We start from the raw sequence: 23,454 nt of genomic DNA, 5'->3' as shown, positions 1-23,454 counted from the left end.
TTTCAAGCGTCCGTCGTTGCACATTTCAACGACGGACGCTTGAAAAGATACCGCTCGGTCGGTATCTAGCCGCGATAGAGGTCGGGCTGCTCCGGTCTCGTCCGATCACCCTCTCGTTGCGCCCGGTTACCGCGGGCGCTCCCGAGCGCGTCGAGCCACCGATCATGACGAGCGCCTATCACCGCAAGAAGCAGCCGGACGTCGTCCGGCGGGCGCTGCTCGATTGCGCGGCCACGCTCGCCCTGGAGCAGGGTCTCGGAGCGGTGACGGTGGCGGCCGTCGCCGAGGCGGCGGGCGTCACGAAGGGCGGCCTCTTCCATCACTTCCCGAGCAAGCAGGCCCTGGTGGAGGGCGTCTTCCTCGACGTCGTCGCGAAGGTCGACGCAGTCATCGACCTCACGATGGCGCAGGACCCGGACCCGCAAGGCGCCTTCACCCGCGCCTACGTCATCTCGAACTTCTCCGACCCGCTGCTTCCCCGCGGCAGCCAGTGGGCGGCCCTGCACCTTTCGATCCTCGCCGAGCCGAGCCTGCGGCGCCTGATGGCCGCATGGATCGCCGGGCGCATGGAGCGGCACCGCGACACCGACGACGGGCCGGTCCTCGAGATCGTGCGGCTCGCCGCCGACGGCGCCTGGCTCGCCCTTCTCATCGGCGACGGTTGTCCGCGGCCGGACGTCCCCGCCCTGCGCGACCGTCTCGTCGCCATGACCCGAACCGGCTGAGATCGCCACGATCCGGACGCCGCACCGCATCCCATCTGTCCGAGGGACGAGCCGAGCCATGACACGGCACCGACACCGACGCCTGCGCGTCATTTCCATCCTGGCGCCCGGCGTGCTGGCGCTTGCCCTCGCCGCCTGCAAGCCGGCAGGGACCGAGACGGCCGCCTCCGGCGCCGAGAACCCGCCGCCGGTCGTCTCGACCGCGACGGTCGAGGCAGTGAGCGTGCCGCGCACCCTCGACCTTCCGGGCCGGCTCGCCTCGACCCGCGTGGCCGAGGTCCGCGCCCAGGTCTCCGGCATCGTCCGCGAGCGCACCTTCGAGGAGGGCAGCCTCGTGGGGAAGGGCGACATCCTCTTCCGGATCGATCCGGCGGTCTACAAGGCCGAGGTCGACGCCCGGGAGGCCGCGCTCGCGAGAGCCGAGGCCACGCGGGTGCAGGCGGCCAGGCAGTCCGAGCGCACCGAGACGCTGCTGGAGCGCCAGTCCGCCAGCACCGCCCAGCACGACATCGCCATCGCCACCCTGCGGCAGGCGGAAGCGGACGTCGCGAGCGCGAAGGCGCAGCTCGCCCGCGCGCGGATCGACCTCGACTACGCCACCGTGCGCGCGCCCATCGCCGGCCGCATCGGCCGCGCCATGGTCACGGAGGGCGCCCTCGTCGGGCAGGGCGAGACGACGAAGCTCGCCCTCATCCAGCAGGTCGACCCGATCTACGCCGACTTCAACGCCTCCGCGTCCGATCCGAGCTTCCTCGCCGACCACGCCGCCGGCAAAGCGGCGACCGAGGTGCGGCTCGTCCTCGCCGACGGCTCCCTGCACCCCGATGCCGGGCGGCTGCTGTTCACGGACGTGAGCGTCGATCCCGGCACCGGGCAGGTCTCCCTGCGGGCCACCTTCCCGAACCCGAAGGTCCTCCTCTTGCCGGGGACCTATGTCCGCATCCGCGTCGCGCAGGGGATGCTGCCCGGCGCGGTGGTCGTCCCGGCGCAGGCCATCCAGCGCTCGAGCGCCGGCGTGGCGCAGGCCTTCGTGGTCGGCGCGGACAAGACCCTCTCGCTGCGGCCGCTGCGCACCGGCGCGCTCACCGATGCCGGCTGGATCGTCGAGGAGGGGCTGAAGCCCGGCGAGACCGTCGTGGTCGAGGGCTTCCAGAAGATCCAGCCCGGCCTGTCCGTCAATCCGGTGCCCTGGGCCGGCGGCCGCTCCGCCGCCGCATCCGCACAGCCCTGATCCGCAAGCGCAGGCGCATCCGCCATGACCCGCTTCTTCATCGCCCGCCCGATCTTCGCCTGGGCGATCTCGATCTTCATCATGACGATCGGGGCGATCTCCATCGCCTTCCTCCCGGTCTCGCAGTACCCGGACGTGGCTCCGGTCACGATCCAGGTGACGGCGACCTATCCAGGCGCGCCGCCGGAGCGGCTCTACGACGGCGTCACCCGCATCATCGAGGAGGAGCTGAACGGCATCCCGGGGCTGATGTACTTCGAGTCCACCAGCGACACCTCGGGCATGGCGCAGATCATGGCCTCCTTCGCACCGGGCTCGGACCCGTCGAAGGCCACCGTCGCCGTCCAGAACCGGATCAAGCGCGTCGAGGCCCGGCTGCCCCGCGCCGTAGCGCAGCAGGGCGTCATCGTGGAGGAGGCGAGCACGAGCTTCCTCCAGTTCGTGGTCGTGTCCTCCCGCGACGGCTCCCTCAGCGAGTCGGATCTCGGCGACATCGCCGCCCGTCGCATCCTCGCGGAGCTGCGGCGGGTGCCCGGCGTCGGCCGCGCGACCCTGTTCTCGACGGAGAAGGCGCTGCGCATCTGGATCGACCCGGTCAAGCTCGTCGGCCTCAACCTCACCCCCGGCGACGTGACGGCCGCCGTCGGCGCCCAGAACGCCCAGGTCGCCTCGGGCATCGTCGGCTCCCAGCCGGCGAAGCAGGGCCAGCGCATCGCCGCGAGCGTCCTCGTGAAGGGGCAGCTCACCACGGTCGCCGAGTTCGGCGACATCGTGCTGCGGGCGAACCCCGACGGATCGCTGGTGCGCCTGCGCGACGTGGCCGAGATCGAGCTCGGCGGTCAATCCTACGCGATGCAGACGCGCCTCGACGGCCGGCCGGCCGCGGGCATCGGCATCCAGCTCGCGCCCGGCGGCAACGCGCTCGCGGCCGCCACCGGCGTGAAGGCGAAGCTCGCCCAGCTCTCGCGGACGCTGCCCGCGGGCGTCAGCGTCTCGATCCCGTACGACACCACGCCCTTCGTGGAGGTGTCGATCCGCAAGGTGCTGATGACGCTCGCCGAGGCGATGGCGCTCGTCTTCGCCGTGATGTTCCTGTTCCTGCAGAACATCCGCTACACCCTGATCCCGACCATCGTGGTGCCGGTGGCGCTGCTCGGCACCTGCGGCGCCCTGCTGCTCGCAGGCTTCTCCATCAACGTGCTGACGATGTTCGGCATGGTGCTGGCGATCGGCATCCTCGTCGACGACGCCATCGTCGTCGTCGAGAACGTCGAGCGCATCATGAGCGAGGAGGGGCTGAGCCCTCGCGAAGCCACGAAGAAGGCCATGGGCCAGATCACCGGGGCCATCGTCGGCATCACCTCGGTCCTGGTGGCCGTCTTCGTGCCGATGGCCTTCTTCCCCGGCTCCGTCGGCGTGATCTATCGCCAGTTCGCCATCGCGATGGCGACCTCCATCGCCTTCTCGGCCTTCCTGGCGCTGTCGCTGACGCCGGCGCTCTGCGCGACGCTGCTCAAGCCCGTCGAGAAGGGGCACGGGCACGCGAAGCGCGGCTTCTTCGGCTGGTTCAACCGCCGCTTCCAGTCCGGCACGCTGGCCTACCGCTCCGGCGTCGCCGGCATCCTGCGGCACCCCGGCCGGGCGCTCGTCGTCTATGCCGCCCTGCTCGGGGCCCTCGGCTGGGGCTACCTGCGCATGCCTTCGAGCTTCCTGCCGATCGAGGACCAGGGCTACGTCATCGTCGACGCCCAGACGCCGCCGGAATCCGCGACCGGCCGCACCCTCGACGTGGTGAAGCGGATCGAGGAGCATTTCGCCGCCGAGCCCGCGGTCGACGCGCGGACCACGCTGCTCGGCTTCGGCTTCTCCGGGCAGGGCCAGAACGCGGCCATCGCCTTCGTGACCCTGAAGGACTGGAAGGAGCGGGGCGCGAAGGACGGGGCCGAGGCGCTCAGCGCCCGTGCCAACGCCGTGCTCGGTGCCCTGCCCGACGCCATCGCCATGTCGCTGTCGCCGCCGGCCATCGAGGCGCTCGGCAACTCCAGCGGCTTCGCCTTCCGTCTCCAGGACAAGGGCCAGCAGGGCTACGCCGCGCTCGCCGCCGCCCGCGACCAACTGGTGAAGGCCGCAGGCCAGAGCCCGGTCCTCCAGGGCGTCTACGTCGAGGGCCTGCCGACGGCGCCCCAGATCGAGCTCGTCCTCGACCGGCAGAAGGCGAACGCGCTGGGCGTCACCTTCGCCGACATCAACGACGCGCTCTCCACGAGCCTCGGCTCGGCCTACGTCAACGACTTCCCCAACCAGGCCCGCATGCAGCGCGTCATCGTCCAGGCCGAGGCCGGCCGCCGGATGAAGGCCGAGGATCTGCTCGACATCTACGTGCGCAACGCGCGGGGCCAGATGGTGCCGCTGCAATCCTTCGCGCAGGTGCAGTGGACGATGGGCCCCTCGCAGGTCGTGGGCTTCAACGGCTATCCGAGCATCAAGATCTCGGGGAGCGCCGCGCCGGGCTACGCCAGCGGCGATGCGATGGCCGAGATGGAGCGCCTCGCCGCGCAGCTTCCCGCCGGCTTCGACTATGCCTGGACCGGTCAGTCGCTTCAGGAGAAGCTCTCGGGCAGCCAGGCGGTCTATCTGCTGGCCCTGTCGCTGTTCTGCGTCTTCCTCTGCCTCGCGGCGCTCTACGAGAGCTGGTCGATCCCGCTCGCCGTGCTGCTCGTTGTGCCCACAGGCATCGTCGGCGCCGTCTTCGCCATGCTGCTGCGCGACATGCCGAACGACGTCTACTTCAAGGTCGGCCTGATCACCGTGATCGGCCTCACCGCGAAGAACGCCATCCTGATCATCGAGGTCGCCAAGGACCTCGCGGCGCAGGGGCGCTCCCTTCGGGAGGCGGCGCTCGAGGCGTGCGTCCTGCGCTTCCGGCCGATCGTGATGACCTCCTTCGCCTTCATCCTCGGCGTGGTGCCGCTCGCCATCGCCACGGGCGCCAGCATGAACAGCCAGCGGGCGATCGGCACGGGCGTCCTCGGCGGCATGATCACCGCCACCGTGCTCGCCGTGTTCGTCACGCCGCTCTTCTACGTCCTCATCGCACAAGCCTTCCGGCGCGAGCCCAAGGCGGCCGCCGGCCCAGCCGTCGCCGAGGAGGCTTCGGAGGGCGCACGCTAGGAGATCGACGCGCATGGTGGACTTGCCCATCGCCCGCTTGCGGCCGGCGCCCCGGATCGCCCATAAGGGCGGCGATGACCGCGACGCGACGTCATGGGGCCTTCGGGGCGCTGACGGGCTGGTGGGCGAGTGCCGCCCGCGCGCTGGCGCTCGTCCTGGCGCTCGCCGTCGCCGCGCCGACCGCCGGCCTCGCCGAGGATCTCGCGTATCACCAGGATCACCCCGGCCACGCGCAGACGGAGCGCGCCTTCGCGTCCTCGGCCGACGCCGGCGGAAGCCAGACCGCCGATCCCGGCCTCGGCTGCCACGTCCATTGCGGCTGCCATGCCGGCATCGCGCTGGACGAGGCCGCGTCCGCGCCCCTGCCTTCGGCCTCCCGTCCCCGCTACGAGCGGGTGAGCCTGGCCGCCGCCTCGATCTTCCCCGACCGCCTGCCGAGACCGCCCCGCGCCTGAGGCGACGCCGCGAAGGCGCGCGTCCCGAGCCCGGAGCGAAGCGTTCCGGAGCCGCCCTCACGCAACGGAACCGGACCGACCGCGACGCCGCTGCTGCGTCGGGTCCAAGGCCGAGCAGGCATCATGCGCATTCTTCTCTCCGCGGCCCTCGTGGCCGCCGGCGTCCTCGTGGGCGCCGCCTTTCCCGCCGTCTCCGATCTCGTCCGCGGCCTGCTGGCCTCCGCCGGGCTGCCGCCGACGCTCTTCACCCCCGCCGCAGGGCCCGGGCACACCGAGGGCGACGGCCACGACCACGGCAAGCACGCCGCGAAGGGCGAGTCTTCCCACGGCGGTCACGACCAGTCGGAGGCCGAGGGCGAGGAGGATCACGTCCGGATGACCGCCGAGCAGATCGAGAACCAGGAGATCCGCGTCGCGAAGGCCGAGGGCGGCACGCTGTACCGGCACATCCTGGTGCCCGGCACCGTCGCGCCCGATGCCGACCGGATCGCCCGCGTGCCCGCGCGGGTGGTCGGCACCGTCTCCGAGATGCGCAAGCGCCTGGGCGACGACGTGGCGAAGGGCGAGGTCGTCGCCGTGCTCGACAGCCGCGAGGTCGCCGACGCCAAGAGCGAGTACCTGACCGCCTCGGTCAAGGCCGAGCTGGAGAAGATCAACTTCGAGCGCCAACAGAAGCTGCTGGCGTCCCAGTCGGCCTCCGAGGCCGCCTTCCAGAGCGCCCGCGCCGTCTTCCTGGAGGCCCGCCTGCGCGTCGATCTCGCCCGGCAGAAGCTCTCCGCCCTCGGCCTCGACGCCGCCGAGGTCGCCGCCGCGCAGAAGCGCGACGAGGCGACCCCGAACACCTCCACGCTGCGCCAGTACGAGCTGCGCGCGCCGATGGCCGGCCGGATCGTCGAGCGCAAGGTCGATGTCGGCACCGCGGTGGGCAAGGAGGGCGACCCCCCCGACCTCTACGGCGTGGCCGATCTCTCGACCGTCTGGATCGAGCTCGCGGTCCCGACCGTCGAGCTCGCCAGGGTCCGGGAGGGCGCCCGCGTCACCGTCACGCCGACGCGGGAAGGCCGCGAGCGCCACGCGGAGGGCCGGGTCGTCTTCGTCAGCCCGCTCCTCAACGCCGAGACCCGCTCGGCCCGCGTCGTGGTGGCGCTGCCCAACAAGGATATGGCTTGGCGCCCCGGCACCTACGTCACGGCCGAGGTCGAGATCGCCCGCGACGCGGTGCCGGTCCGCGTGCCCAAGCAAGCTCTCCAGACGATCGAGGGCAAGCGCGTCGTCTTCGTGCGCACCGAGGAGGGTTTCGAAAAGCGCGAGGTCGCGCTCGGTCGCTCCGACGACGACGCCTTCGAGGTCGTCTCCGGCCTGAAGCCCGGCGAGGAACTTGCCGTCGCCAACTCCTTCCTCCTCAAGGCCGAGCTCGGGAAGAGCGAAGCCGGCCATTCGCATTGAGGAGCCCGGACATGATCGGCCGCATCCTCGATTTTTCGGTCCGACGGCGCTGGCTCGTGCTGCTCCTGACGCTGCTGGCCGCCGGCTTCGGCGGCTACGCGGCCATGAAGCTGCCCATCGACGCCGTGCCCGACATCACCAACAACCAGGTCCAGATCAACACGACCGCGCCCTCGCTCTCGCCGGTCGATGTCGAGAAGCAGGTGACCTACCCGGTCGAGACGGCGCTCGCCGGCATCAAGGGCCTGGAATACACCCGCTCGCTCTCGCGAAACGGCTTCTCGCAGGTCACTGCGGTCTTCGCCGAGGGGCTCGACATCTACTTCGCCCGGCAGCAGGTCGCCGAGCGCCTCGCCCAGATCCGGCGCGACCTGCCGCCCGGTGCCGAGCCAGCCATGGGCCCGATCTCCACGGGGCTGGGCGAGATCTACATGTGGTCGATCCACTACGCGGCGCCCGACGCGCGCACCGTCTCCGACGGCAGGCCGGGCTGGCAGGGCGACGGCAGCTATCTGACCCCCGAGGGCCAACGCCTTCGAACGGAGCTGGAGCAGACCGCCTACCTGCGCACGGTGCAGGATTGGATCATCCGGCCACAGATCAGGACCGTGCCGGGCGTGGCCGGGGTCGACGGCATCGGCGGCTACGAGAAGCAGTACCACGTCCAGCCGGACCCGACGAAGCTCGCCTCCCTCGACCTGTCCTTCGGCGACGTCGGCCGGGCGCTGGAGACCAACAACGCCAACCAGGGCGCCCGCTACCTGGAGGACAACGGCGAGGGCTACGTCGTGCGCGCGGCCGGCCGCCTGGAGGGCATGACGGATATCGAGACCGTGGTGGTCGCCACCCGCGGCGGCGTGCCGGTGCGCATCCGCGACATCGCCGAGGTCCGCATCGGCCGCGACCTGCGCACCGGCTCCGGCAGCGAGAACGGCCGCGAGGCCGTGATCGGAACCGCCCTGATGCTGATCGGCGAGAACAGCCGCACGGTCGCCGCCGCCGTCGACGCCCGCATGGAGCAGATCCGCAGGACCCTGCCGCCGGGTGTCGAGGTCCAGACCGTCCTCGACCGCACGCAGCTCGTCGAGGCGACGATCCGGACCGTGGTCAAGAACCTCACCGAGGGCGCCGCCCTGGTGATCCTCGTGCTGTTCCTGCTCCTCGGCAACATCCGCGCCGCGATCATCACCGCGCTCGTCATCCCGATCGCCATGCTCGCGACCCTGACCGGCATGGTCGAGGCCCGCATCTCGGCCAACCTGATGTCGCTCGGCGCCCTCGATTTCGGCCTCATCGTCGACGGGGCCGTCATCATCACCGAGAACGCCCTGCGCCATCTCGCCGAGCGCCAGCATCGGCTCGGCCGGACCCTCGCCCTCGAGGAACGGCTCGAGACGGTGCGGGCCTCCGCCGAGGAGATGATCCAGCCGACCCTCTACGGGCAGGCGATCATCATCCTGGTCTACGTGCCGCTCCTCGGCTTCACCGGCGTCGAGGGCAAGATGTTCCAGCCGATGGCGGCGACGGTCATCATCGCGCTGGCGGCCGCCTTCGTCCTGTCGCTGACCTTCGTGCCGGCGCTCATCGCCGTGGCGGTCACCGGCAGGGTCAGGGAGACGGACAACCCCCTCGTCCGCGCGCTCAAGGCGGCCTACCGGCCGCTGCTCGCCGGGGCGGTCCGGGCGCCGGGCGCCTTCGTGACCGGCGCCGTCCTGCTGCTCGTCGCGGCGGGTCTCCTTTCCACCCGCCTCGGGACCGAGTTCATCCCGCAGCTCGACGAGAAGAGCATCGGGCTCAACGCCACCCGCATTCCCTCGACCTCCCTCACCCAGTCGCAGGCGATGCAGCTCAAGGTCGAGCGGGCGATCGCGAAGTTCCCGCAGGTGGCCTATGTCTTCTCCAAGACCGGCACCGCCGAGGTCGCCTCGGACCCGATGCCGCCGAACGCCTCCGACACCTTCGTCATCCTCAAGCCGCAGAGCGCCTGGCCCGATCCGAGCCTCTCCAAGGCCGATCTTCAGGAGCAGATCGAAGCGGCGCTCGGGCAACTCGCCGGCAACGTCTACGAGTTCTCGCAGCCGATCCAGCTCCGCTTCAACGAACTCTTGGCCGGCACCCGCGGCGATCTCGCCGTGAAGGTGTTCGGCGACGAGTTCGAGCCGATGCTCAAGACGGCCAACCGGATCGCGGCGGTGCTGCGCGGCGTCCGGGGCGCGGAGGACGTCAAGGTCGAGCAGATCGCGGGCCTGCCCTTTCTGGAGATCGCGATCGACAAGGCCGAGGCCGCCCGATACGGCCTCAGCACCGGGGCGATCCAGGAGGTCGTCGGCGCCGCGATCGGCGGGCGGGAGGCCGGGGTCGTCTTCGAGGGCGATCGCCGCTTCCCCATCGTGGTGCGCCTCACCGACGAGGTGCGCGAGGACCGCGAGGCCCTGGAGAACATCCCGGTGCCGCTGCCGCCGGGTCCGGGCGGAAGGACGACCTCCTTGCTGCTGAAGCAGGTGGCGTCCTTCTCCGTCACCGAGGGGCCGAACCAGATCAGCCGGGAGAACGGCCGGCGCCGGGTCGTCGTCACCGCCAACGCGCGCGGCCGCGACATCGGCTCGCTTGTGGCGGAGGCGCAAGCGAAGGTCGCCGCCGAGGTGCCGCTGCCGCCGGGCTCCACCGTGACCTGGGGCGGGCAGTTCGAGAACCTCGCCTCGGCCAAGCGGCGGCTGATGGTCGTCGTGCCGGTCTGCTTCTTCCTGATCTTCCTGCTCCTCTCCTCGGCTCTGGGCTCGGCGCGCGACGCGCTCCTCGTGTTCAGCGCGGTTCCCCTGGCGCTCACCGGCGGCATCGCGGCCCTGTGGCTGCGCGGCATGCCGATCTCGGTGTCGGCGGCGGTCGGCTTCATCGCGCTGTCCGGCGTGGCGGTGCTGAACGGGCTCGTGATGCTGACCTTCATCAAGCAGCTCGCGGCGCAGGGCCGTCCGAAGCGCGAGGCCATCCTGGAGGGCGCCATGACGCGTCTGCGGCCGGTGGCGATGACCGCGCTCGTCGCCTCCCTCGGCTTCGTGCCGATGGCGATCGCGACGGGAACCGGGGCCGAGATCCAGCGGCCGCTGGCGACCGTCGTGATCGGCGGCCTGATCAGCGCAACCCTGCTGACGCTGGTGGTGCTGCCGGCCCTCTACGCCCGCTTCGGCAAGGCGGAGGCGTCGCCCGTCGAGACGGCGCCGCGGCCCCTCGCGGCGGCGGAGTAGGCCCCGAACGATCCTCTCTCGAACCCGGAAGCGACGTATGGGACACGGACACTCGCATGGCGGCGGCATCCCCTCGGGATCGGCCGCCGCCCGCAACAAGGGCCGGCTCGCCTGGGCGCTCGGGCTGACGCTCGCCTACATGCTGGTCGAGGTGATCGGCGGCCTGCTCACCGGCAGCCTCGCGCTGCTCGCCGACGCCGCGCACATGGTCACCGATGCCGGCGGCCTCGCCCTGTCGCTGCTGGCGATCCACGTCGCGGGCAAGGCGCCGACGCCCGGCAAGAGCTTCGGCTACGTGCGCTTCGAGATCCTGGCCGCGCTCGCCAACGCCGTCGTGCTCCTCGGCGTCACCGCCTTCATCCTCTACGAGGCCTACCGGCGCTTCGTGGAGCCGACCGAGATCCTCGGCTGGCCGATGATGCTGGTGGCCCTCGTCGGCCTCGGCGTGAACCTCGCCAGCATGAAGCTGCTCTCCGGCGGCGCCTCCGAGAGCCTCAACGTGCGGGGCGCCTATTTCGAGGTGTTCTCGGACATGCTGGGCTCGCTCGGCGTCATCGTCGCGGCCCTGGTGGTGATGGCGACGGGGTGGACCTGGGTGGACCCGCTCGTCGGTGCCGGCATCGGCCTGTTCATCGTGCCGCGCACCTGGCGGCTCCTGAACGAGGCGCTGCACATCCTGCTGGAGGGCACGCCGCCGGGCGTCGACCTCGCCGCGCTGAAAGCCGAGATCGAGGCGATGCCGGGCGTGCTCCGGGCCTACGACCTCCACGCCTGGACGCTGACCTCCGGGCTCGACGCCATGAGCGGGCACGTCGTGGTCGACGATTTCGCCGGCGGTCCGGCGGTGATCCGCGCGATCAGGGCCCTGCTCGACGATCGCCACGGCATCGAGCACGTGACGATCCAGATCGAGGACGAGGCGCTCGCCGCCGAGACCCCGCGCCTACCGATCTGACCGGAGCCCGGCGGGCGGGGGCGGCGGCTCCGCGATCCTAAAACGGGATGTCGTCGTCGAGGTCGTAGTTGCCCCGCGAGCTGCCACCCCCGCCACCGCCGGAGGCCGGACGGCGCTCACCGCCCTGGGCGCGGCCACCGCCGAACTCGTCCCGCGGGCCGCCGCGGCTGATCTGGCCGCCGCCGCCCTCGTCCTCGGAGGCGAACTCGCCGCCCCCGCCGCCGCGGCCGTCGAGGATCGTCAGCTCGCCCCGGAAGCGCTGGAGCACGACCTCGGTCGTATACTTCTCGACGCCCGACTGGTCCTGCCATTTCCGGGTCTGGAGCTGGCCCTCGACGTAGACCTTCGAGCCCTTGCGCAGGTACTGCTCGGCCACGCGGGCGAGGTTCTCGTTGTAGATCACCACCGAGTGCCACTCGGTCTTCTCCTTGCGCTCGCCCGACATCTTGTCCTTCCAGGAGTCCGAGGTCGCGATGCGCAGGTTCACCACCGGATCGCCCGAGGAGAGCCGCCGCGTCTCGGGATCGCGCCCGAGGTTGCCGACGAGGATCACCTTGTTGACGCTGCCCGCCATGTCACTCTCCCTAGCCTGTCGATCTCACGGGGCCGCCCGGATCGGGCCCGCACGGTTGTCCTCCGGTAGCCGCCCCGCCGCAATCGGCGGGCGCGGCAATCCACGGGGATAACGGCCGATATGTTCTATTTTCGTTCTCAATCGGCGGCAAGGGACCGTCAGTCGAGGCGCACCACGAGCTTGCCGAAGTTGCGTCCCTTCAGGAGGCCGACGAAGGCCTCGGGCGCGTTCTCCAGCCCGTCCACCACGTCCTCGCGATAGGCGACGCGGCCCTCGGCGAGCCAGGCGCCGACGTCGCGCCCGAACGCGTCCGCCCTGTCGGCGAAATCCCACACGATGAAGCCCTGGAGATGCAGGCGCTTGGTGAGCACCGCCCGCATCAGCACCGGCGAGCGGTCGGGCCCCGCGGGCAGTTCGGTATCGTTGTAGCCCGCGACCAGCCCGCAGACGGGCACCCGCGCGAAGTCGTTGAGGAGCGGCAGCACCGCCTCGAACACGGCGCCGCCGACATTCTCGAAGTAGACGTCGATGCCGTCCGGGCAGGCGGCGGCGAGCGCCTGGGGGAAGTCGGCGGCGCGGTGGTCGATCGCGGCGTCGAAGCCGAACACCTCGGTCAGCGCCCGGCACTTCTCCGGCCCGCCGGCGATGCCGACAGCACGCGCCCCCTTCAGCCGGGCGATCTGCCCGACGAGGGAGCCGACCGGGCCCGTTGCGGCCGCCACCACCACGGTCTCGCCGGGCTTCGGGCGGCCGATGTCGAGAAGGCCGGTATAGGCGGTCATGCCCGGCATCCCGAGGATGCCGAGCGCCAGGCTCGGCGGCGACACGCGCGGGTCGAGCTTGCGCAGGCCCTTCGCGCCCGACACCGCGTAGTCCTGCCAGCCGCCGAAGGCGACGACCGTCTCGCCCGCCGCGAAATCCGGATGCTGCGAGGCGACGACCTCGCTCACGGTGCCGCCGACCATCACCTCGCCGATGCCGACGGGCTCGGCGTAGGACTTCGCCGCGCTCATGCGCCCGCGCATGTAGGGGTCGAGGGAGAGCCAGCGGTTGCGCAGCAGCACCTCGCTCTCGCCGGGGTGGGGCACACGCCCCTCCTCCATCCGGAAATGCGAGGCGTTCGGCTCGCCGTGGGGGCGCGCGGCCAGCACGATGCGGCGGTTGATCTCTGCCATGGACGGCCTCCGGTCGCTCGTTCGGGAGGCCGACAGATGGAGCGGCATCGCGTCCTCGGCCACCCATGCGCCTGAGGCGCGGCGCGGGGCGTTGTCCCGCCGCGATGCCGGTCAAGGCCGGCCGAACCGGAGCCCGACGGAATGAGACCGTTCCACGCCCTCGCGATAATCGCCCTGTCCCTCACCGGAGGCGCGGACGGGGCAGAGGCCTCGGACGATCCCCTCGCCGCCTATCGCTGGAAGGCGCGCCTCCTCGTGGTCGCGGCGCCGGACCCGGCCGACCCGCTCCTCGCCGCGCAGCGCCGGATCCTGGAGGCGGCGAAGGCCGGAGCCGGCGAGCGCGACCTCGTCACGGTCGAGGCGATCGGCGCGTCGGGGCAGGCTCCGCGGGTGCGGCGGCGGCTCTCGCTGCCGGCGGACGCGTTCCGGGCCGTGCTCGTCGGCAAGGATGGCGAGGCGAAGGTCGTCTCGGCCGAGCCGATCACTGCGGACCGCCTGTTCGGCACCATCGACGCCATGCCGATGCGCCGCGACGAGATGCGGAAGTAGGCGACACCGCTCGCGTGGGCGAAAGAAAAGGGCCGCCCCGAGGGCGGCCCTTCCGTCGATCCGTCGGGATCAGTAGCAGCGCTGCACCCAGACTCGCTGCGGTCCCCAGGGCGTCCAGCGGGTGCGCGGAACGGAGTAGCAGCCGCCATAATCGTAGCCGCCATAGGCAGCCGGGGCGTAGCCGTAGCCGCCATACCCATATCCCGGATAGCCGTAGCCGCCGTAGTAGCTGCCCGCCGCAAGCCCGAGGCCGACGCCGAGCCCGAGGCCGCCGAGCCCGTAGCCGTAGCCACCGCGGCGCCAGCCATATCCGCCGCGGTAGCCACCGTAGCCGCCGCGATAGCCGAAGCCGGCCCCGCGGAAGCCGCCCCCGAATCCACCGCCGCGGAAGCCGCCGAACCCACCGCCATGGAAGCCGCCCCCGTGGAAGCCGCCGCCGCCGAAGCCGCGGGCGTCGGCCGTGGCCGGCACCATCGCCAGCGCGCCGGCCATCAGGGCAGAGCCGAGAAGAAGATGTCTCATCGTCAGAACTCCGGAATCGCCTTCGTCCCCCAGTGGCTTGAGAACGTGCAGAAGCCGCGGACAGTTCAGCGGTCGAGTGACGCATCTTCGACGCCTTTCTCCCGCCCGATCCGCTTCGGCCGCTTGAAAATCGCCACGCTCTCTGGCGAGAGGGCGCACGGGGCGCGTTCGCGGTCGTCCCGGCGAGGCTTCACGATGTCGTTACGTCCCGTCCCGAACCGATCGCCCCGCCCCATCCTGGCGGGTCTGGTGCTGGCGCCACTGCTCGGCGCACTGGTCTCGGCCGCTCCGGCGGCGGGCCCCTGCCGCGCCGTCCAGGCCGAGGGCGAGGCCTACACGGTCTGCGTCGTCGACCTCAGGAAGCAGCGCCTGCGCACCTTCTGGCGGGGCAGGGACGGGCAGCCCTACGCCTCGGTCGGCAACCTCGCCGATCAGGTCGGACCCTCGCTGAGCTTTGCCATGAACGGCGGCATGTACGATCGCGAGCAGGCGCCGGTCGGTCTCTACGTCGAGGAGGGCCGGGAGCTGAAGGGCGTCTCGACGGCGAACGGCCCCGGCAACTTCCACCTGAAGCCGAACGGCGTCTTCTACGTGGCCGGCGACAAGGCCGGCGTGCTCGACACCGCCCGTTACCTGCGCGCCAAGCCGAAGGCCGAGTTCGCCACCCAATCCGGCCCGATGCTGGTGGTGGACGGCCGCATCCACCCGAAGATCTCGACGGACGGGCCCTCGCAGAAGATCCGCAACGGCGTCGGCGTGCGCGACGAGGGCCGCACCGCGGTGTTCGCGATCTCCGAGCGTCCTGTGAGCTTCGGCGCCTTCGCCCGCCTCTTCAAGGACGCGCTCGGCTGCCGCAACGCGCTCTTCCTCGACGGCAGCGTGTCGAGCCTCTACGCGCCGGGCCTGGGGCGGCGGGACATCAGCCGGCCGCTCGGACCGCTGGTCGGCGCCGTCGCCCGGTAGCGGGGTCAGCGCTGGCCGAAAGACGAGTCCTCGAACAGGTCCTTCAGCGCGCGGGGCTGGCAGCGCCAGTACTGCTTCGGGGCGCGGACCTGCGCGCCGAGCTCGGCCGCCGCGTGCCAGGGCCAGCGAGGGTCGTAGAGCATGACGCGGGCGAGCGAGATCGCGTCCGCCCTGCCCTCGGCGAGGATCGCCTCGGCCTGAGCCGCCTCGGTGATGAGTCCGACGGCGATGGTGGCGAGCCCCGTCTCGGCCTTGATGCGCGCGGCGTAGGGCACCTGATAGCCCGGCCCGAGCTTGATCGCCTGCTTCGGCGAGACGCCGCCGGTGGAGACGTGGATCGCCGGGGCGCCGCGCTCCTTCAGGGCGGCGGCCAGCGCCACGGTGTCCTCGATGTCCCAGCCGTCCTCGACCCAGTCGGTGGCCGAGACCCGCATCCAGACGGGATCGCCCGGCGGCACCACCTCACGCACCGCCTCGAACACCTCCAGCGGGAAGCGCATCCGGTTCGCGAGGCTGCCGCCGTAGGCGTCCGTGCGTTGGTTGGCGAGCGGCGACAGGAACTGGTGCAGCAGGTAGCCGTGGGCGCCGTGAAGCTCGAAGGCCTCGATGCCGAGACGCACGGCGCGGATCGCGGTCGCCACGAAGTCGTCGCGGATGCGCGCGAGGTCCTCGAGGTCGAGAGCGTGCGGGACCACCTCGCCCTCGGAGTGGGGCAGCGCGGAGGGGGCCTCCGTCCGCCAGCCGTGGGGCGAGTCCGGCGGAACCTGGGCGCCGCCGGCCCAGGGTGCCTCGCTCGAGCCTTTTCGCCCGGCATGGGCGAGCTGGATGCAGACCGGGATCGGGGCGTACTCGCGCACCGCGCCGAGCACGCGGGCCAGCGCCCGCTCGCAGGCATCGTTGTAGAGGCCGAGATCCACGTCGGTGATGCGGCCCTCGGGAGAGACGGCCGTCGCCTCCAAGGTGAGCAGCCCGGCGCCCGACATGGCGAGATGCCCGAGATGCATCATGTGCCAGTCGCCCGCCTCCCCGGCGCTCGCCGAGTACTGGCACATCGGCGCGATCAGGATGCGGTTGTCGAGCTCGAGCTCGTCGAGGCGCAGCGATTCGAACAGGCGGGGCGGCATCGCGGTCTCCGATGGGACGCGCGGTCATAACCCGGCCGGGGCGGAACGTCTCCCCTCGTCGGGGAGGCGCCGATCAGTTGAACAGCGAGCCCATGCCGCCGGAGACCCGGCCGAGGCCCTGCTTGGCCACCGGGTTGCCGGGGTCGATCTGCGCGGCGCGCTGGTAGCTCTCCATCGCCTCCTTGCGCCGGTTCGACTTCTCGTAGGCGAGGCCGCGATAGGCCCAGGAGGTCGCGTCCTTGTTGTTGACGTTGAGGGCCGCGTTGTAGTCCTCGATCGCCTTGTCGAACTGGTTCGTGGCGATGAGGCTCTGGCCGCGGGCGGCGTAGGGCGCGCTGACGAAGGGGTTGCGGTCGATCGCGGCGTCGAAGTCGGCGATGGCGTGGGCGTTCTGGCCCTGCCTCTGCTTCACGAGGCCGCGGGCGTGGTAGGCCTCGGCCGACTCCGGCGCGAGGCGGATCGCCTGGTTGAGGTCGGAGAGGGCGCCGTCGAGGTCGCCGTTGGCGCGCAGCACGTTGGCCCGGCCGATATAGGCGGGGGCGTAGTTCGGGTCCGCGGAGATCGCCTTGGCGAAGTCCTGGAGGGCGGCGTCGTTGCGGCCGGTCTGGCGGTAGGCGAGCGCCCGGTTGTTGTAGGCCGCGCCCGAGTTTGGATCGATCTGGATCGCCTTGGTGAAGTCGCCGATCGCCTCGTTGAACTGGCCGGCGCGGGCGTAGGCGGCGCCGCGGGTGGTGTAGGCGGCGGCATCGTTCGGGTTGCGCTGCACGACCTCGCTGAGCGAGGCGATGTTGGTGTTGGTGGCGCCCGTCGTGTCGGTCTCCAGCACGGCGAACTGGCGGGGCGCGGCGGCGCTGCCCACGGTCTCGCAGCCCGCGAGCCCGACCGCCGTCAGCGCGAGCGCGCCGGCGAGACCCGTGCGCAGCTTGCCCGTCTCCAGCTTGAGTGCCGTCATCGCCCCGTTCTCCCCGGCCCCTCGCGCGTCCCGGCGCCCGGCCATCGCTTCCCTCGCCATCGCGGCGGCCTCGGGCTCGACCGGGATGCCGCGACGGCCCGGGGACCGTCTCGCATCGCGGTGAACGCCCGCTTAATGCCGCGCGCCTTTGCGCTCACAACGGCCTGATGTGGCGAAGGTATGGCCCGCCGGAGAACCCCTCGCGAAAGCCGTGCCGAGGGTGCTCGGGCGCCCTCCCCTGTGGCCCGCGGGCCGCAGAATCGGGACGGTCAGCGCCGGTCGGGGATGAGCCGGGTGACGTGGCCCATCTTGCGGCCGGGTCGGGCCTCGCCCTTGCCGTAGAGGTGCAGGTGGCTGCCCGGACGGCCCAGGATCCCGGCCCAGGAATCGGCGTCGGCGCCGATCAGGTTCTCCATCTCGACGGCCATGCCGCCTGTGCGCGACGGGTCCCCGAGCGGCCAGCCGCAGACCGCCCGCACGTGCTGGTCGAACTGGGAGCTGAGCGCCCCCTCGATGGTCCAGTGGCCGGAGTTGTGGACCCGGGGCGCGATCTCGTTGACGACGAGCCGCTCGCCGCCCTCGCGCACGAGGAACATCTCGACGGCGAAGACGCCGACATAGCCGAGCGCGTCGCCGATCGCCCTGGCGATGCGGGCGGCCTCCGTGGCGGTCGCCTCCGAGAGGCCCGGCGCCGGCACGCGGGTGAGCGCGAGGATATGGTCGCGGTGCTCGTTCTCGCAGAGGTCGAAGGCGGCGAAGGCGCCGTCGGCGCCGCGGGCGGCGACCACCGAGACCTCGCGCTCGAAAGGCACGAAGCCTTCGAGGATGCAGGGCACGTCGCCGAGGCTCCTCAGGATCGCGGCCGGATCGATCGCCTCGCCGGGGCGGATCATGCGCTGGCCCTTGCCGTCGTAGCCCAGCCGCCGGGTCTTGAGGACGGCGGGACGGCCCAGCGCCTCGAGGGCGGAGGCGAGGTCCTCGGCCGTGTCCACGGGCCGGAACGGCGCGGTCTCGATGCCGAGGCCGTTGACGAAGCGCTTCTCGGTGAGCCGGTCCTGCGTGGTCGCGAGCGCCCGCGCGCTCGGCCGCAGCACGGAGCGCGATTCGAGGATGTCGGCGGTGGCGCCGGGGATGTTCTCGAACTCGTAGGTGACGACGTCGACCTCCGCCGCGAAGGCCGCGAGCGCCTCCGCGTCGTCGTAGGCCGCGACGGTGCTGTGCGCCGCCACCTCGAAGGCGGGGCTGTCGGCGTCGGGCGCGTAGATGTGGCACTTGAGGCCGTAGTTCGCCGCCGCCAGCGCGATCATGCGCGCGAGCTGTCCGCCGCCGAGGATGCCGATGGTGGCACCCGGCGCGATCGTTGGGGTCTTGGTCACGGGAGGTCCGCCTGCGGGCGCTCGGCCACGGACTCGCTCTGGCGGGCGCGCCAGGCGTCGAGGCGCTCGGCGAGCGCTGGGTCGGTGAGCGCGAGGACGGCGGCGGCGAGCAGCGCCGCGTTGACGGCGCCGGCCCGGCCGATGGCGAGCGTGCCGACGGGGATGCCCGCCGGCATCTGCACGATCGAGAGCAGGCTGTCCTGGCCCGAGAGCGCCTTCGATTCGACTGGCACGCCGAACACTGGCAGGCTCGTCATGGCGGCCGCCATGCCCGGCAGGTGCGCGGCGCCCCCGGCCCCGGCGATCACCACCTTGAAGCCGGCTTCCCGCGCGCCCTTGGCGAAGGCCACGAGCCGGTCCGGCGTGCGATGCGCCGAGACGATGCGGTCGTCGTGGGGGATGCCCAGCGCGTCGAGCGTCTCAGCGGCGTGGCGCATGGTCGCCCAGTCGGACTGGCTGCCCATGATGATCGCCACGGGAGGCTGTGAGGCCATCGAAGGGTCCGCTCGGGAAACGTCGGGAGCGCCCCTCGCGGGCGCGGGCCGAAACCCGCCGCATACAGGCGCTGCCCCCGTCCCGCAAGGCGAGGGCGGCCGCCCTCCCCCGACAAAGGGCCGTGCCTCAGACCGCCGCGGCGGTCTCGGCCGATGGGGCCTCGGACCCGGCATCGACGCCTAGCGCCAGAGCCTCGCCCACCATCAGGAGCGCCGGCCCGTCGATCCCCGCCGCCTCGACCCGGTCGGCGAGATCGCAGACGCACCCGCGCACGGCTTCCTGCGTCGGCCGCGTGGCGTTGAAGACGAGGAGCGCCGGGGTCTCGGGTGCGAGCCCCTCCGCCACCGCCCGCTCCAGCAGCGTGCGGAGCGTGCGCTTGGGCATGTAGACGACGGTCGTCACGCTCGGGTCGGCGAGCGCGCCCCAGTTGAGGTCCTCGGGCAGGGCCCCGCGGCGGTCGTGACCGGTGACGTATTGCAGGCGCCGAGCCGCGTCCCGGTGGGTGAGCGAGACGCCGAGCGATGCTGCGGCGCCCTGTGCCGCGCTGACGCCGGGCACCACCCGCACGGGGATGCCTGCGAGCCGGCAGGCCTCGATCTCCTCGCCGGCCCGGCCGAACACGAGGGGATCGCCGGATTTCAGTCGCACGACCTGCTTGCCGGACTTCGCCAGCGAGACCATCAGCGCGTTGATGTCGTCCTGCCGGCAGGATGGCCCGTGCCCGGTCTTGCCGACGAGCATGGTGCGGGCCTCGCGCCGCGCGTAGTCGAGGATCTCACGGGCGACGAGATCGTCGTAGAGGATCACGTCGGCGTTGCGCAGCGCCCGCAGCGCCTTGAGGGTGAGAAGCTCCGCGTCCCCCGGCCCGGCGCCGACCAGGGTGACGGCGCCGCCCTTCGGCGCGGCCTCGGTGCGGGAGAGCAGCTCCGAGAGATCGGCCTCGGTCGGCGTCCGGTCTGGCTCGGCGAAGGCGCGGTCGGTCAGGCCCTCCCAGAAGCGGCGGCGCTCCGCGAAGCCGTGCAGCCGCGCGCTCACGCTCTCGCGCCAGTCCCGTGCCGCGGCCACCCAGGCGCGAAAGCCCTGCGGCAGCATCGCCTCGATCCGTGCCCGCACGGTCTGGCCGAAGACCGGGGCGGCACCCTCCGTGGAGATGCCGACGACGAGAGGCGAGCGGTTGACGATGGCGCCGAACTTCACGTCGCAGAGATGCGGCCGGTCGACGGCGTTGACGATGGCCCCCGCGGCGCGGGCCGCCTCGACGAAGGCGAGGCAGGGCTCCTCCTCGTCGAAGGCGCCGATCGCGAAGGCGGCGCCCGCGAGGTCGCCCGGCATCCAGTCGCGCTCGTGGAGCGTGACGCGGCCGGCGACCTCGGTGCCCGGCACGGTGCGCAACTCCTCGCTGGGCTCCGGCGCGTAGACGTCGACCTCGGCACCGGCGGCGGCGAGCAGCCGCACCTTCCAGGGCGCGCCGGGGTTCGAGCCGGCGAGCACGGCCCGCTTGCCCTTCAAGTCGAGGAAGACCGGCAGCACGCTCAAGGGTTCGAGGCCTTGCGACTGCGTCTCGCGCGGCTGGCGGGGAATGCTCATGAGGGTCGGTGCGGTCACGATGGTCGAAGGCTCCAAGGGTGGGCCTATGCTGCGCTGCGCGCAAGCGCCGCCGGCAGCAGCTTGCGGATCTCGGGGATGCAGGAGCCGCAATTCGTGCCCGCCTTGCAGGCGGCGCCGACCGCCTCGACGCTGCCCGCGCCCCCGGCGATGCAGGCAGTGATGGCGTCGAGCCCGACCCCGTGGCACGCGCAGACGGTCGGGCCGGCGGCGGAGGCCGCGCGGCCGGTCAGCAGCGCCCTACGGGCCGCCGCGTCCGGCGCGTCGAGGGCGAACAGCGCCTTGGCCGCCTCCCAGTCCGGGCGCGCCTCGGCAGGACCCAGCGCCAGGCAGGCGACGAGGTGCTCGCCGTCGTAGACGGCGCAGCGGTAGCGGCCGCGGGCGTGGTCGGCGTACTCGGCGAGCTCCATCCCCTGGAACAGGCCGCGCATCATCAGGGCGATCTCGCGGGAGCCGTCGTTCGTCGCGAACTGGAGGGCCGAGCCGCCCACGACCGTGGCGCGGGCCCACCACCAGCCCTCCGGCAGGCTGCGCTTGCTCCGCGTCAGCAGGAAGCCGCGGGACCGGTAGGGCACGGGGGTGACGGCGGCCGGCGTCGCCTTCAGCTCGGGCTGTCCGGAGACGGGATCGTTCGCGCCCTGCGCCAGCGCGCCGACGAAGGCCCGAGAGGCGGTGGCGTCGCTCCAGTGCATCGGCATGAACGGGTTGCCGGGCAGGGCCGCGTCCGTCACTGCGACCTCCAGCTCCGCCTCGCCATGGGCGCTCGACAGGCGGGCGATGCCCCCGTCCGTCAGCCCCGCGGCGGCCGCGTCGTCCGGGTGAATCTCGAGGAAGGGCACGGAGCGGTGGGCGGCCAGCCGCTGGCTGCGGCCGGTGCGGGTCATGGTGTGCCAGTGGTCGCGGACGCGGCCGGTGTTGAGCACGAGGGGCCGCTGAGGCGTCGCCGGCTCGGCGAGCGCCGGCCTCTGCACGGCGACGAAGCGGGCGCGGCCATCGAAGGTGAAGAAGCGCCCGTCCGCGAAGAGGCGCTTGCGGGTCGAGACGGTGCCGCCCTTGCGCGTCACCGGCCACTGCACCGGGGCGCTCACGTCGTAGGCGCGGTCGCCGATATCGGCGAGGCCCCCGATGTCGAAGTCGCGGGTGCCTTCGTTCTCGAAGGCCGAGAGCGCCGCGTGCTCACGGAAGATCGCGGCCGCCGAGGTGTAGGGGAAGGCTTCCCCATGCCCGAGCCGGCGGGCGACGTCGCTCAGGATCGCCCAGTCGGCCCGGGCCTCGCCCGGCGCGGTCAGGAAGCCGCGCTGGCGGGAGATGCGGCGCTCGGTGTTGGTGACGGTGCCGTCCTTCTCGCCCCAGCCCAGCGCCGGCAGCAGCACCGTGCGCTTCCCCCTGGCGGCGGCGGTATCGGAATCGGCCACGACCTCCGAGACGACGTAGAGGTCGAGCGTCTCGATGGCCGCGCGGATGCGCTCGGCGCGGGGCATCGAGACGAGCGGGTTGGTGCCTATCACCCACAGCGCCTTGATCCGGCCCGTCTCGATCGCCTCGAAAAGGGCGACCGCCTTCATCCCCTCGCCTGTGATGATGTTCGGCGCCTTCCAGAAGCGGCGGACCCGGTCGACCTCCTCGGGCGTGAAGTGCATGTGCGCGGCGAGCATGTTGGCGAGCCCGCCGACCTCGCGGCCGCCCATGGCGTTGGGCTGGCCGGTCAGCGAGAGCGGCCCGGCGCCGGGGGTGCCGATGCGCCCCGTGGCGAGGTGGCAGTTGATGATGGCGTTGCCCTTGTCCGTGCCCTGCGCGGACTGGTTGGCGCCCTGGGAGAAGGCGGTGACGACCCGCTCCGTGTCGGCGAACATGGCGTAGAATTCGGCGATCCGCGCCTCGTCGAGCCCGGTCAGGGCGGCGACCGCGGCAAGGTTCGGGGCGATGCTCCGTGCCCGGTCCAGCGCCGCGTCGAGCCCGGAGGTCGAGCGCTCGATGAAGCCCGCGTCGAGGGTGCCGGTGTCGGCGAGGTGGACGAGGAGGCCGGAGAACAGGGCGCTGTCGGAGCCCGGCGCCAGCGGCAGGAACAGGTCCGCCTCCTCCGCCGTCTGGGTGCGGCGGGGGTCGATCACCACGAGGCGGGTGCCGCGCTTGGTCCTTGCGTCCGTCATGCGCCGGTAGAGGATCGGGTGGCACCAGGCGGTGTTCGAGCCGACGAGCACGATGAGATCGGCCTCGTCGAGATCCTCGTAGCAGCCCGGCACCGTGTCCGAGCCGAAGGCGCGGCGGTGCGCGGCCACCGCGCTCGACATGCAGAGCCGCGAGTTGGTGTCGACATGCGGCGTGCCGATGAAGCCCTTCGCGAGCTTGTTGGCGACGTAGTAGTCCTCGGTCAGGAGCTGGCCCGAGAGGTAGAAGGCGACCGAGTCCGGCCCGTGCCGCTCGATGGTCCTGCGCAGGCCCCCCGCCACGGCGCCGAGCGCCTCTTCCCAGGAGGCGCGGCGGCCGTCGAGCATCGGGTGCAGCAGACGATCCTCGAGGCCGAGCGTCTCGCCGAGCGCCGAGCCCTTCGAGCAGAGACGGCCGAAGTTCGCAGGATGGTCCGGGTCCCCCGCGATCGCCGCGCCGCCCTGCCCGTCCGGAGTCGCGAGGACGCCGCAGCCGACGCCGCAATAGGCGCAGGTGGTGCGGACGGTCGGCTCCGGCGCGTGCGCGGTCATGCCTGGCTCCTCCACGGATGGCTTTCGACGGCGGGAGCAAGAGTCACGCCGCCTTGCTCTCCCCCCTCTGCGGGGGAGGGTGGCGCCCGAAGGGCGACGGGAGAGGGAAGCAACGGTGCCGGACCCCGCTCGGCATCGACGCCGCGTCCGTGCCGGAAGCGGCGTTTCCTCTCCCGCCTCGCATCCGCGAGGCAC

General features: G+C 72.1%; 18 protein-coding genes. 9 read left to right on the top strand and 9 right to left on the bottom strand.

Features of this window, described 5'->3' with window-relative positions:
• The first annotated feature begins 164 nt into the window (after positions 1-164).
• From MFF04_RS00780 to MFF04_RS00750, 7 genes are all read left to right on the top strand, one after another.
• Positions 165-725 (top strand): TetR/AcrR family transcriptional regulator, encoded by a 561-nt coding sequence (locus tag MFF04_RS00780; RefSeq protein WP_238273579.1) that lies wholly within the window; start codon positions 165-167, stop codon positions 723-725.
• Between the two features lie 58 nt (positions 726-783).
• Positions 784-1,956 (top strand): efflux RND transporter periplasmic adaptor subunit, encoded by a 1,173-nt coding sequence (locus MFF04_RS00775; protein ID WP_238273578.1) that lies wholly within the window; start codon positions 784-786, stop codon positions 1,954-1,956.
• A gap of 24 nt (positions 1,957-1,980) precedes the next feature.
• Positions 1,981-5,127: a multidrug efflux RND transporter permease subunit gene (locus MFF04_RS00770; RefSeq protein ID WP_238273577.1), complete on the top strand. Its 3,147-nt coding sequence runs from the start codon at positions 1,981-1,983 to the stop codon at positions 5,125-5,127.
• 74 nt (positions 5,128-5,201) lie between these two features.
• Entirely contained in the window at positions 5,202-5,582 is a 381-nt protein-coding gene (locus MFF04_RS00765) for a hypothetical protein (RefSeq protein ID WP_238273576.1), read from the top strand.
• Positions 5,583-5,705: 123 nt separating this feature from the next.
• Positions 5,706-7,028 (top strand): efflux RND transporter periplasmic adaptor subunit, encoded by a 1,323-nt coding sequence (locus tag MFF04_RS00760; protein WP_238273575.1) that lies wholly within the window; start codon positions 5,706-5,708, stop codon positions 7,026-7,028.
• Positions 7,029-7,039: 11 nt separating this feature from the next.
• Positions 7,040-10,270, top strand: coding sequence for an efflux RND transporter permease subunit (locus MFF04_RS00755; RefSeq protein WP_238273574.1), 3,231 nt, complete (start codon positions 7,040-7,042; stop codon positions 10,268-10,270).
• Between the two features lie 37 nt (positions 10,271-10,307).
• A complete protein-coding gene (locus tag MFF04_RS00750; protein ID WP_238273573.1) occupies positions 10,308-11,225 on the top strand; it encodes a cation diffusion facilitator family transporter in 918 nt (305 codons plus the stop codon).
• Between the two features lie 37 nt (positions 11,226-11,262).
• Here the strand turns inward: MFF04_RS00750 and ssb are convergent, their stop codons facing one another.
• Both ssb and curA read right to left on the bottom strand, forming a co-directional pair.
• The gene (gene ssb, locus MFF04_RS00745) at positions 11,263-11,799 is read right to left on the bottom strand and encodes a single-stranded DNA-binding protein (protein ID WP_238273572.1); all 537 of its coding nucleotides are present in this window, start codon (positions 11,797-11,799) and stop codon (positions 11,263-11,265) included.
• Between the two features lie 158 nt (positions 11,800-11,957).
• Positions 11,958-12,974, bottom strand: a complete 1,017-nt coding sequence (gene curA, locus MFF04_RS00740; protein ID WP_238273571.1) for an NADPH-dependent curcumin/dihydrocurcumin reductase — start codon at positions 12,972-12,974, stop codon at positions 11,958-11,960.
• A gap of 141 nt (positions 12,975-13,115) precedes the next feature.
• Between curA and MFF04_RS00735 the strand changes: the two genes are divergently transcribed.
• On the top strand, positions 13,116-13,523 hold the full coding sequence (locus MFF04_RS00735; protein ID WP_238273570.1) for a DUF4174 domain-containing protein: 408 nt from the start codon (positions 13,116-13,118) through the stop codon (positions 13,521-13,523).
• 69 nt (positions 13,524-13,592) lie between these two features.
• On the opposite strand, the gene MFF04_RS00730 is transcribed toward MFF04_RS00735, so the two are convergent.
• Complete coding sequence (locus MFF04_RS00730; RefSeq protein ID WP_238273569.1) at positions 13,593-14,045, bottom strand: hypothetical protein; 453 nt, start codon at positions 14,043-14,045, stop codon at positions 13,593-13,595.
• Between the two features lie 195 nt (positions 14,046-14,240).
• Here MFF04_RS00730 and MFF04_RS00725 point away from each other — a divergent pair, with 195 nt between their 5' ends.
• Complete coding sequence (locus MFF04_RS00725; protein WP_238273568.1) at positions 14,241-15,008, top strand: phosphodiester glycosidase family protein; 768 nt, start codon at positions 14,241-14,243, stop codon at positions 15,006-15,008.
• Between the two features lie 5 nt (positions 15,009-15,013).
• Here MFF04_RS00725 and MFF04_RS00720 read toward each other — a convergent pair whose 3' ends face one another.
• The 6 genes from MFF04_RS00720 to MFF04_RS00695 all read right to left on the bottom strand — a co-directional run bounded on the left by MFF04_RS00720 (position 15,014) and on the right by MFF04_RS00695 (position 23,259).
• Positions 15,014-16,132, bottom strand: a complete 1,119-nt coding sequence (locus MFF04_RS00720; RefSeq protein ID WP_238273567.1) for an NADH:flavin oxidoreductase/NADH oxidase — start codon at positions 16,130-16,132, stop codon at positions 15,014-15,016.
• A gap of 73 nt (positions 16,133-16,205) precedes the next feature.
• Positions 16,206-17,084, bottom strand: coding sequence for a tetratricopeptide repeat protein (locus tag MFF04_RS00715; protein ID WP_238273566.1), 879 nt, complete (start codon positions 17,082-17,084; stop codon positions 16,206-16,208).
• Positions 17,085-17,353: 269 nt separating this feature from the next.
• Positions 17,354-18,460: a 5-(carboxyamino)imidazole ribonucleotide synthase gene (locus tag MFF04_RS00710; protein ID WP_283206332.1), complete on the bottom strand. Its 1,107-nt coding sequence runs from the start codon at positions 18,458-18,460 to the stop codon at positions 17,354-17,356.
• The gene (gene purE, locus MFF04_RS00705) at positions 18,457-18,954 is read right to left on the bottom strand and encodes a 5-(carboxyamino)imidazole ribonucleotide mutase (protein WP_238273565.1); all 498 of its coding nucleotides are present in this window, start codon (positions 18,952-18,954) and stop codon (positions 18,457-18,459) included. The genes MFF04_RS00710 and purE overlap by 4 nt, the downstream gene beginning before the upstream one ends.
• Before the next feature lie 127 nt (positions 18,955-19,081).
• Complete coding sequence (gene cysG, locus MFF04_RS00700; protein WP_238273585.1) at positions 19,082-20,542, bottom strand: siroheme synthase CysG; 1,461 nt, start codon at positions 20,540-20,542, stop codon at positions 19,082-19,084.
• Between the two features lie 44 nt (positions 20,543-20,586).
• A complete protein-coding gene (locus MFF04_RS00695) occupies positions 20,587-23,259 on the bottom strand; it encodes a nitrate reductase (RefSeq protein ID WP_238273564.1) in 2,673 nt (890 codons plus the stop codon).
• Positions 23,260-23,454 lie beyond the last annotated feature (195 nt).

The sequence above is a fragment of the Methylobacterium jeotgali genome, from assembly GCF_022179345.1.
GTDB classification, from domain to species: domain Bacteria; phylum Pseudomonadota; class Alphaproteobacteria; order Rhizobiales; family Beijerinckiaceae; genus Methylobacterium; species Methylobacterium jeotgali.
This window is presented reverse-complemented; position numbering and strand designations above follow the sequence as displayed.

What these genes read in the sequence shown, in the direction of transcription:
- MFF04_RS00780 (WP_238273579.1), top strand. Translation starts at nt 165, where the DNA reads ATGACGAGCGCCTATCACCGCAAGAAGCAGCCGGACGTCGTCCGGCGG.
- MFF04_RS00775 (WP_238273578.1), top strand. Translation starts at nt 784, where the DNA reads ATGACACGGCACCGACACCGACGCCTGCGCGTCATTTCCATCCTGGCG.
- MFF04_RS00770 (WP_238273577.1), top strand. Translation starts at nt 1,981, where the DNA reads ATGACCCGCTTCTTCATCGCCCGCCCGATCTTCGCCTGGGCGATCTCG.
- MFF04_RS00765 (WP_238273576.1), top strand. Translation starts at nt 5,202, where the DNA reads ATGACCGCGACGCGACGTCATGGGGCCTTCGGGGCGCTGACGGGCTGG.
- MFF04_RS00760 (WP_238273575.1), top strand. Translation starts at nt 5,706, where the DNA reads ATGCGCATTCTTCTCTCCGCGGCCCTCGTGGCCGCCGGCGTCCTCGTG.
- MFF04_RS00755 (WP_238273574.1), top strand. Translation starts at nt 7,040, where the DNA reads ATGATCGGCCGCATCCTCGATTTTTCGGTCCGACGGCGCTGGCTCGTG.
- MFF04_RS00750 (WP_238273573.1), top strand. Translation starts at nt 10,308, where the DNA reads ATGGGACACGGACACTCGCATGGCGGCGGCATCCCCTCGGGATCGGCC.
- ssb (WP_238273572.1), bottom strand. Translation starts at nt 11,799, where the DNA reads ATGGCGGGCAGCGTCAACAAGGTGATCCTCGTCGGCAACCTCGGGCGC.
- curA (WP_238273571.1), bottom strand. Translation starts at nt 12,974, where the DNA reads ATGGCAGAGATCAACCGCCGCATCGTGCTGGCCGCGCGCCCCCACGGC.
- MFF04_RS00735 (WP_238273570.1), top strand. Translation starts at nt 13,116, where the DNA reads ATGAGACCGTTCCACGCCCTCGCGATAATCGCCCTGTCCCTCACCGGA.
- MFF04_RS00730 (WP_238273569.1), bottom strand. Translation starts at nt 14,045, where the DNA reads ATGAGACATCTTCTTCTCGGCTCTGCCCTGATGGCCGGCGCGCTGGCG.
- MFF04_RS00725 (WP_238273568.1), top strand. Translation starts at nt 14,241, where the DNA reads ATGTCGTTACGTCCCGTCCCGAACCGATCGCCCCGCCCCATCCTGGCG.
- MFF04_RS00720 (WP_238273567.1), bottom strand. Translation starts at nt 16,132, where the DNA reads ATGCCGCCCCGCCTGTTCGAATCGCTGCGCCTCGACGAGCTCGAGCTC.
- MFF04_RS00715 (WP_238273566.1), bottom strand. Translation starts at nt 17,084, where the DNA reads ATGACGGCACTCAAGCTGGAGACGGGCAAGCTGCGCACGGGTCTCGCC.
- purE (WP_238273565.1), bottom strand. Translation starts at nt 18,954, where the DNA reads ATGGCCTCACAGCCTCCCGTGGCGATCATCATGGGCAGCCAGTCCGAC.
- cysG (WP_238273585.1), bottom strand. Translation starts at nt 20,542, where the DNA reads ATGAGCATTCCCCGCCAGCCGCGCGAGACGCAGTCGCAAGGCCTCGAA.
- MFF04_RS00695 (WP_238273564.1), bottom strand. Translation starts at nt 23,259, where the DNA reads ATGACCGCGCACGCGCCGGAGCCGACCGTCCGCACCACCTGCGCCTAT.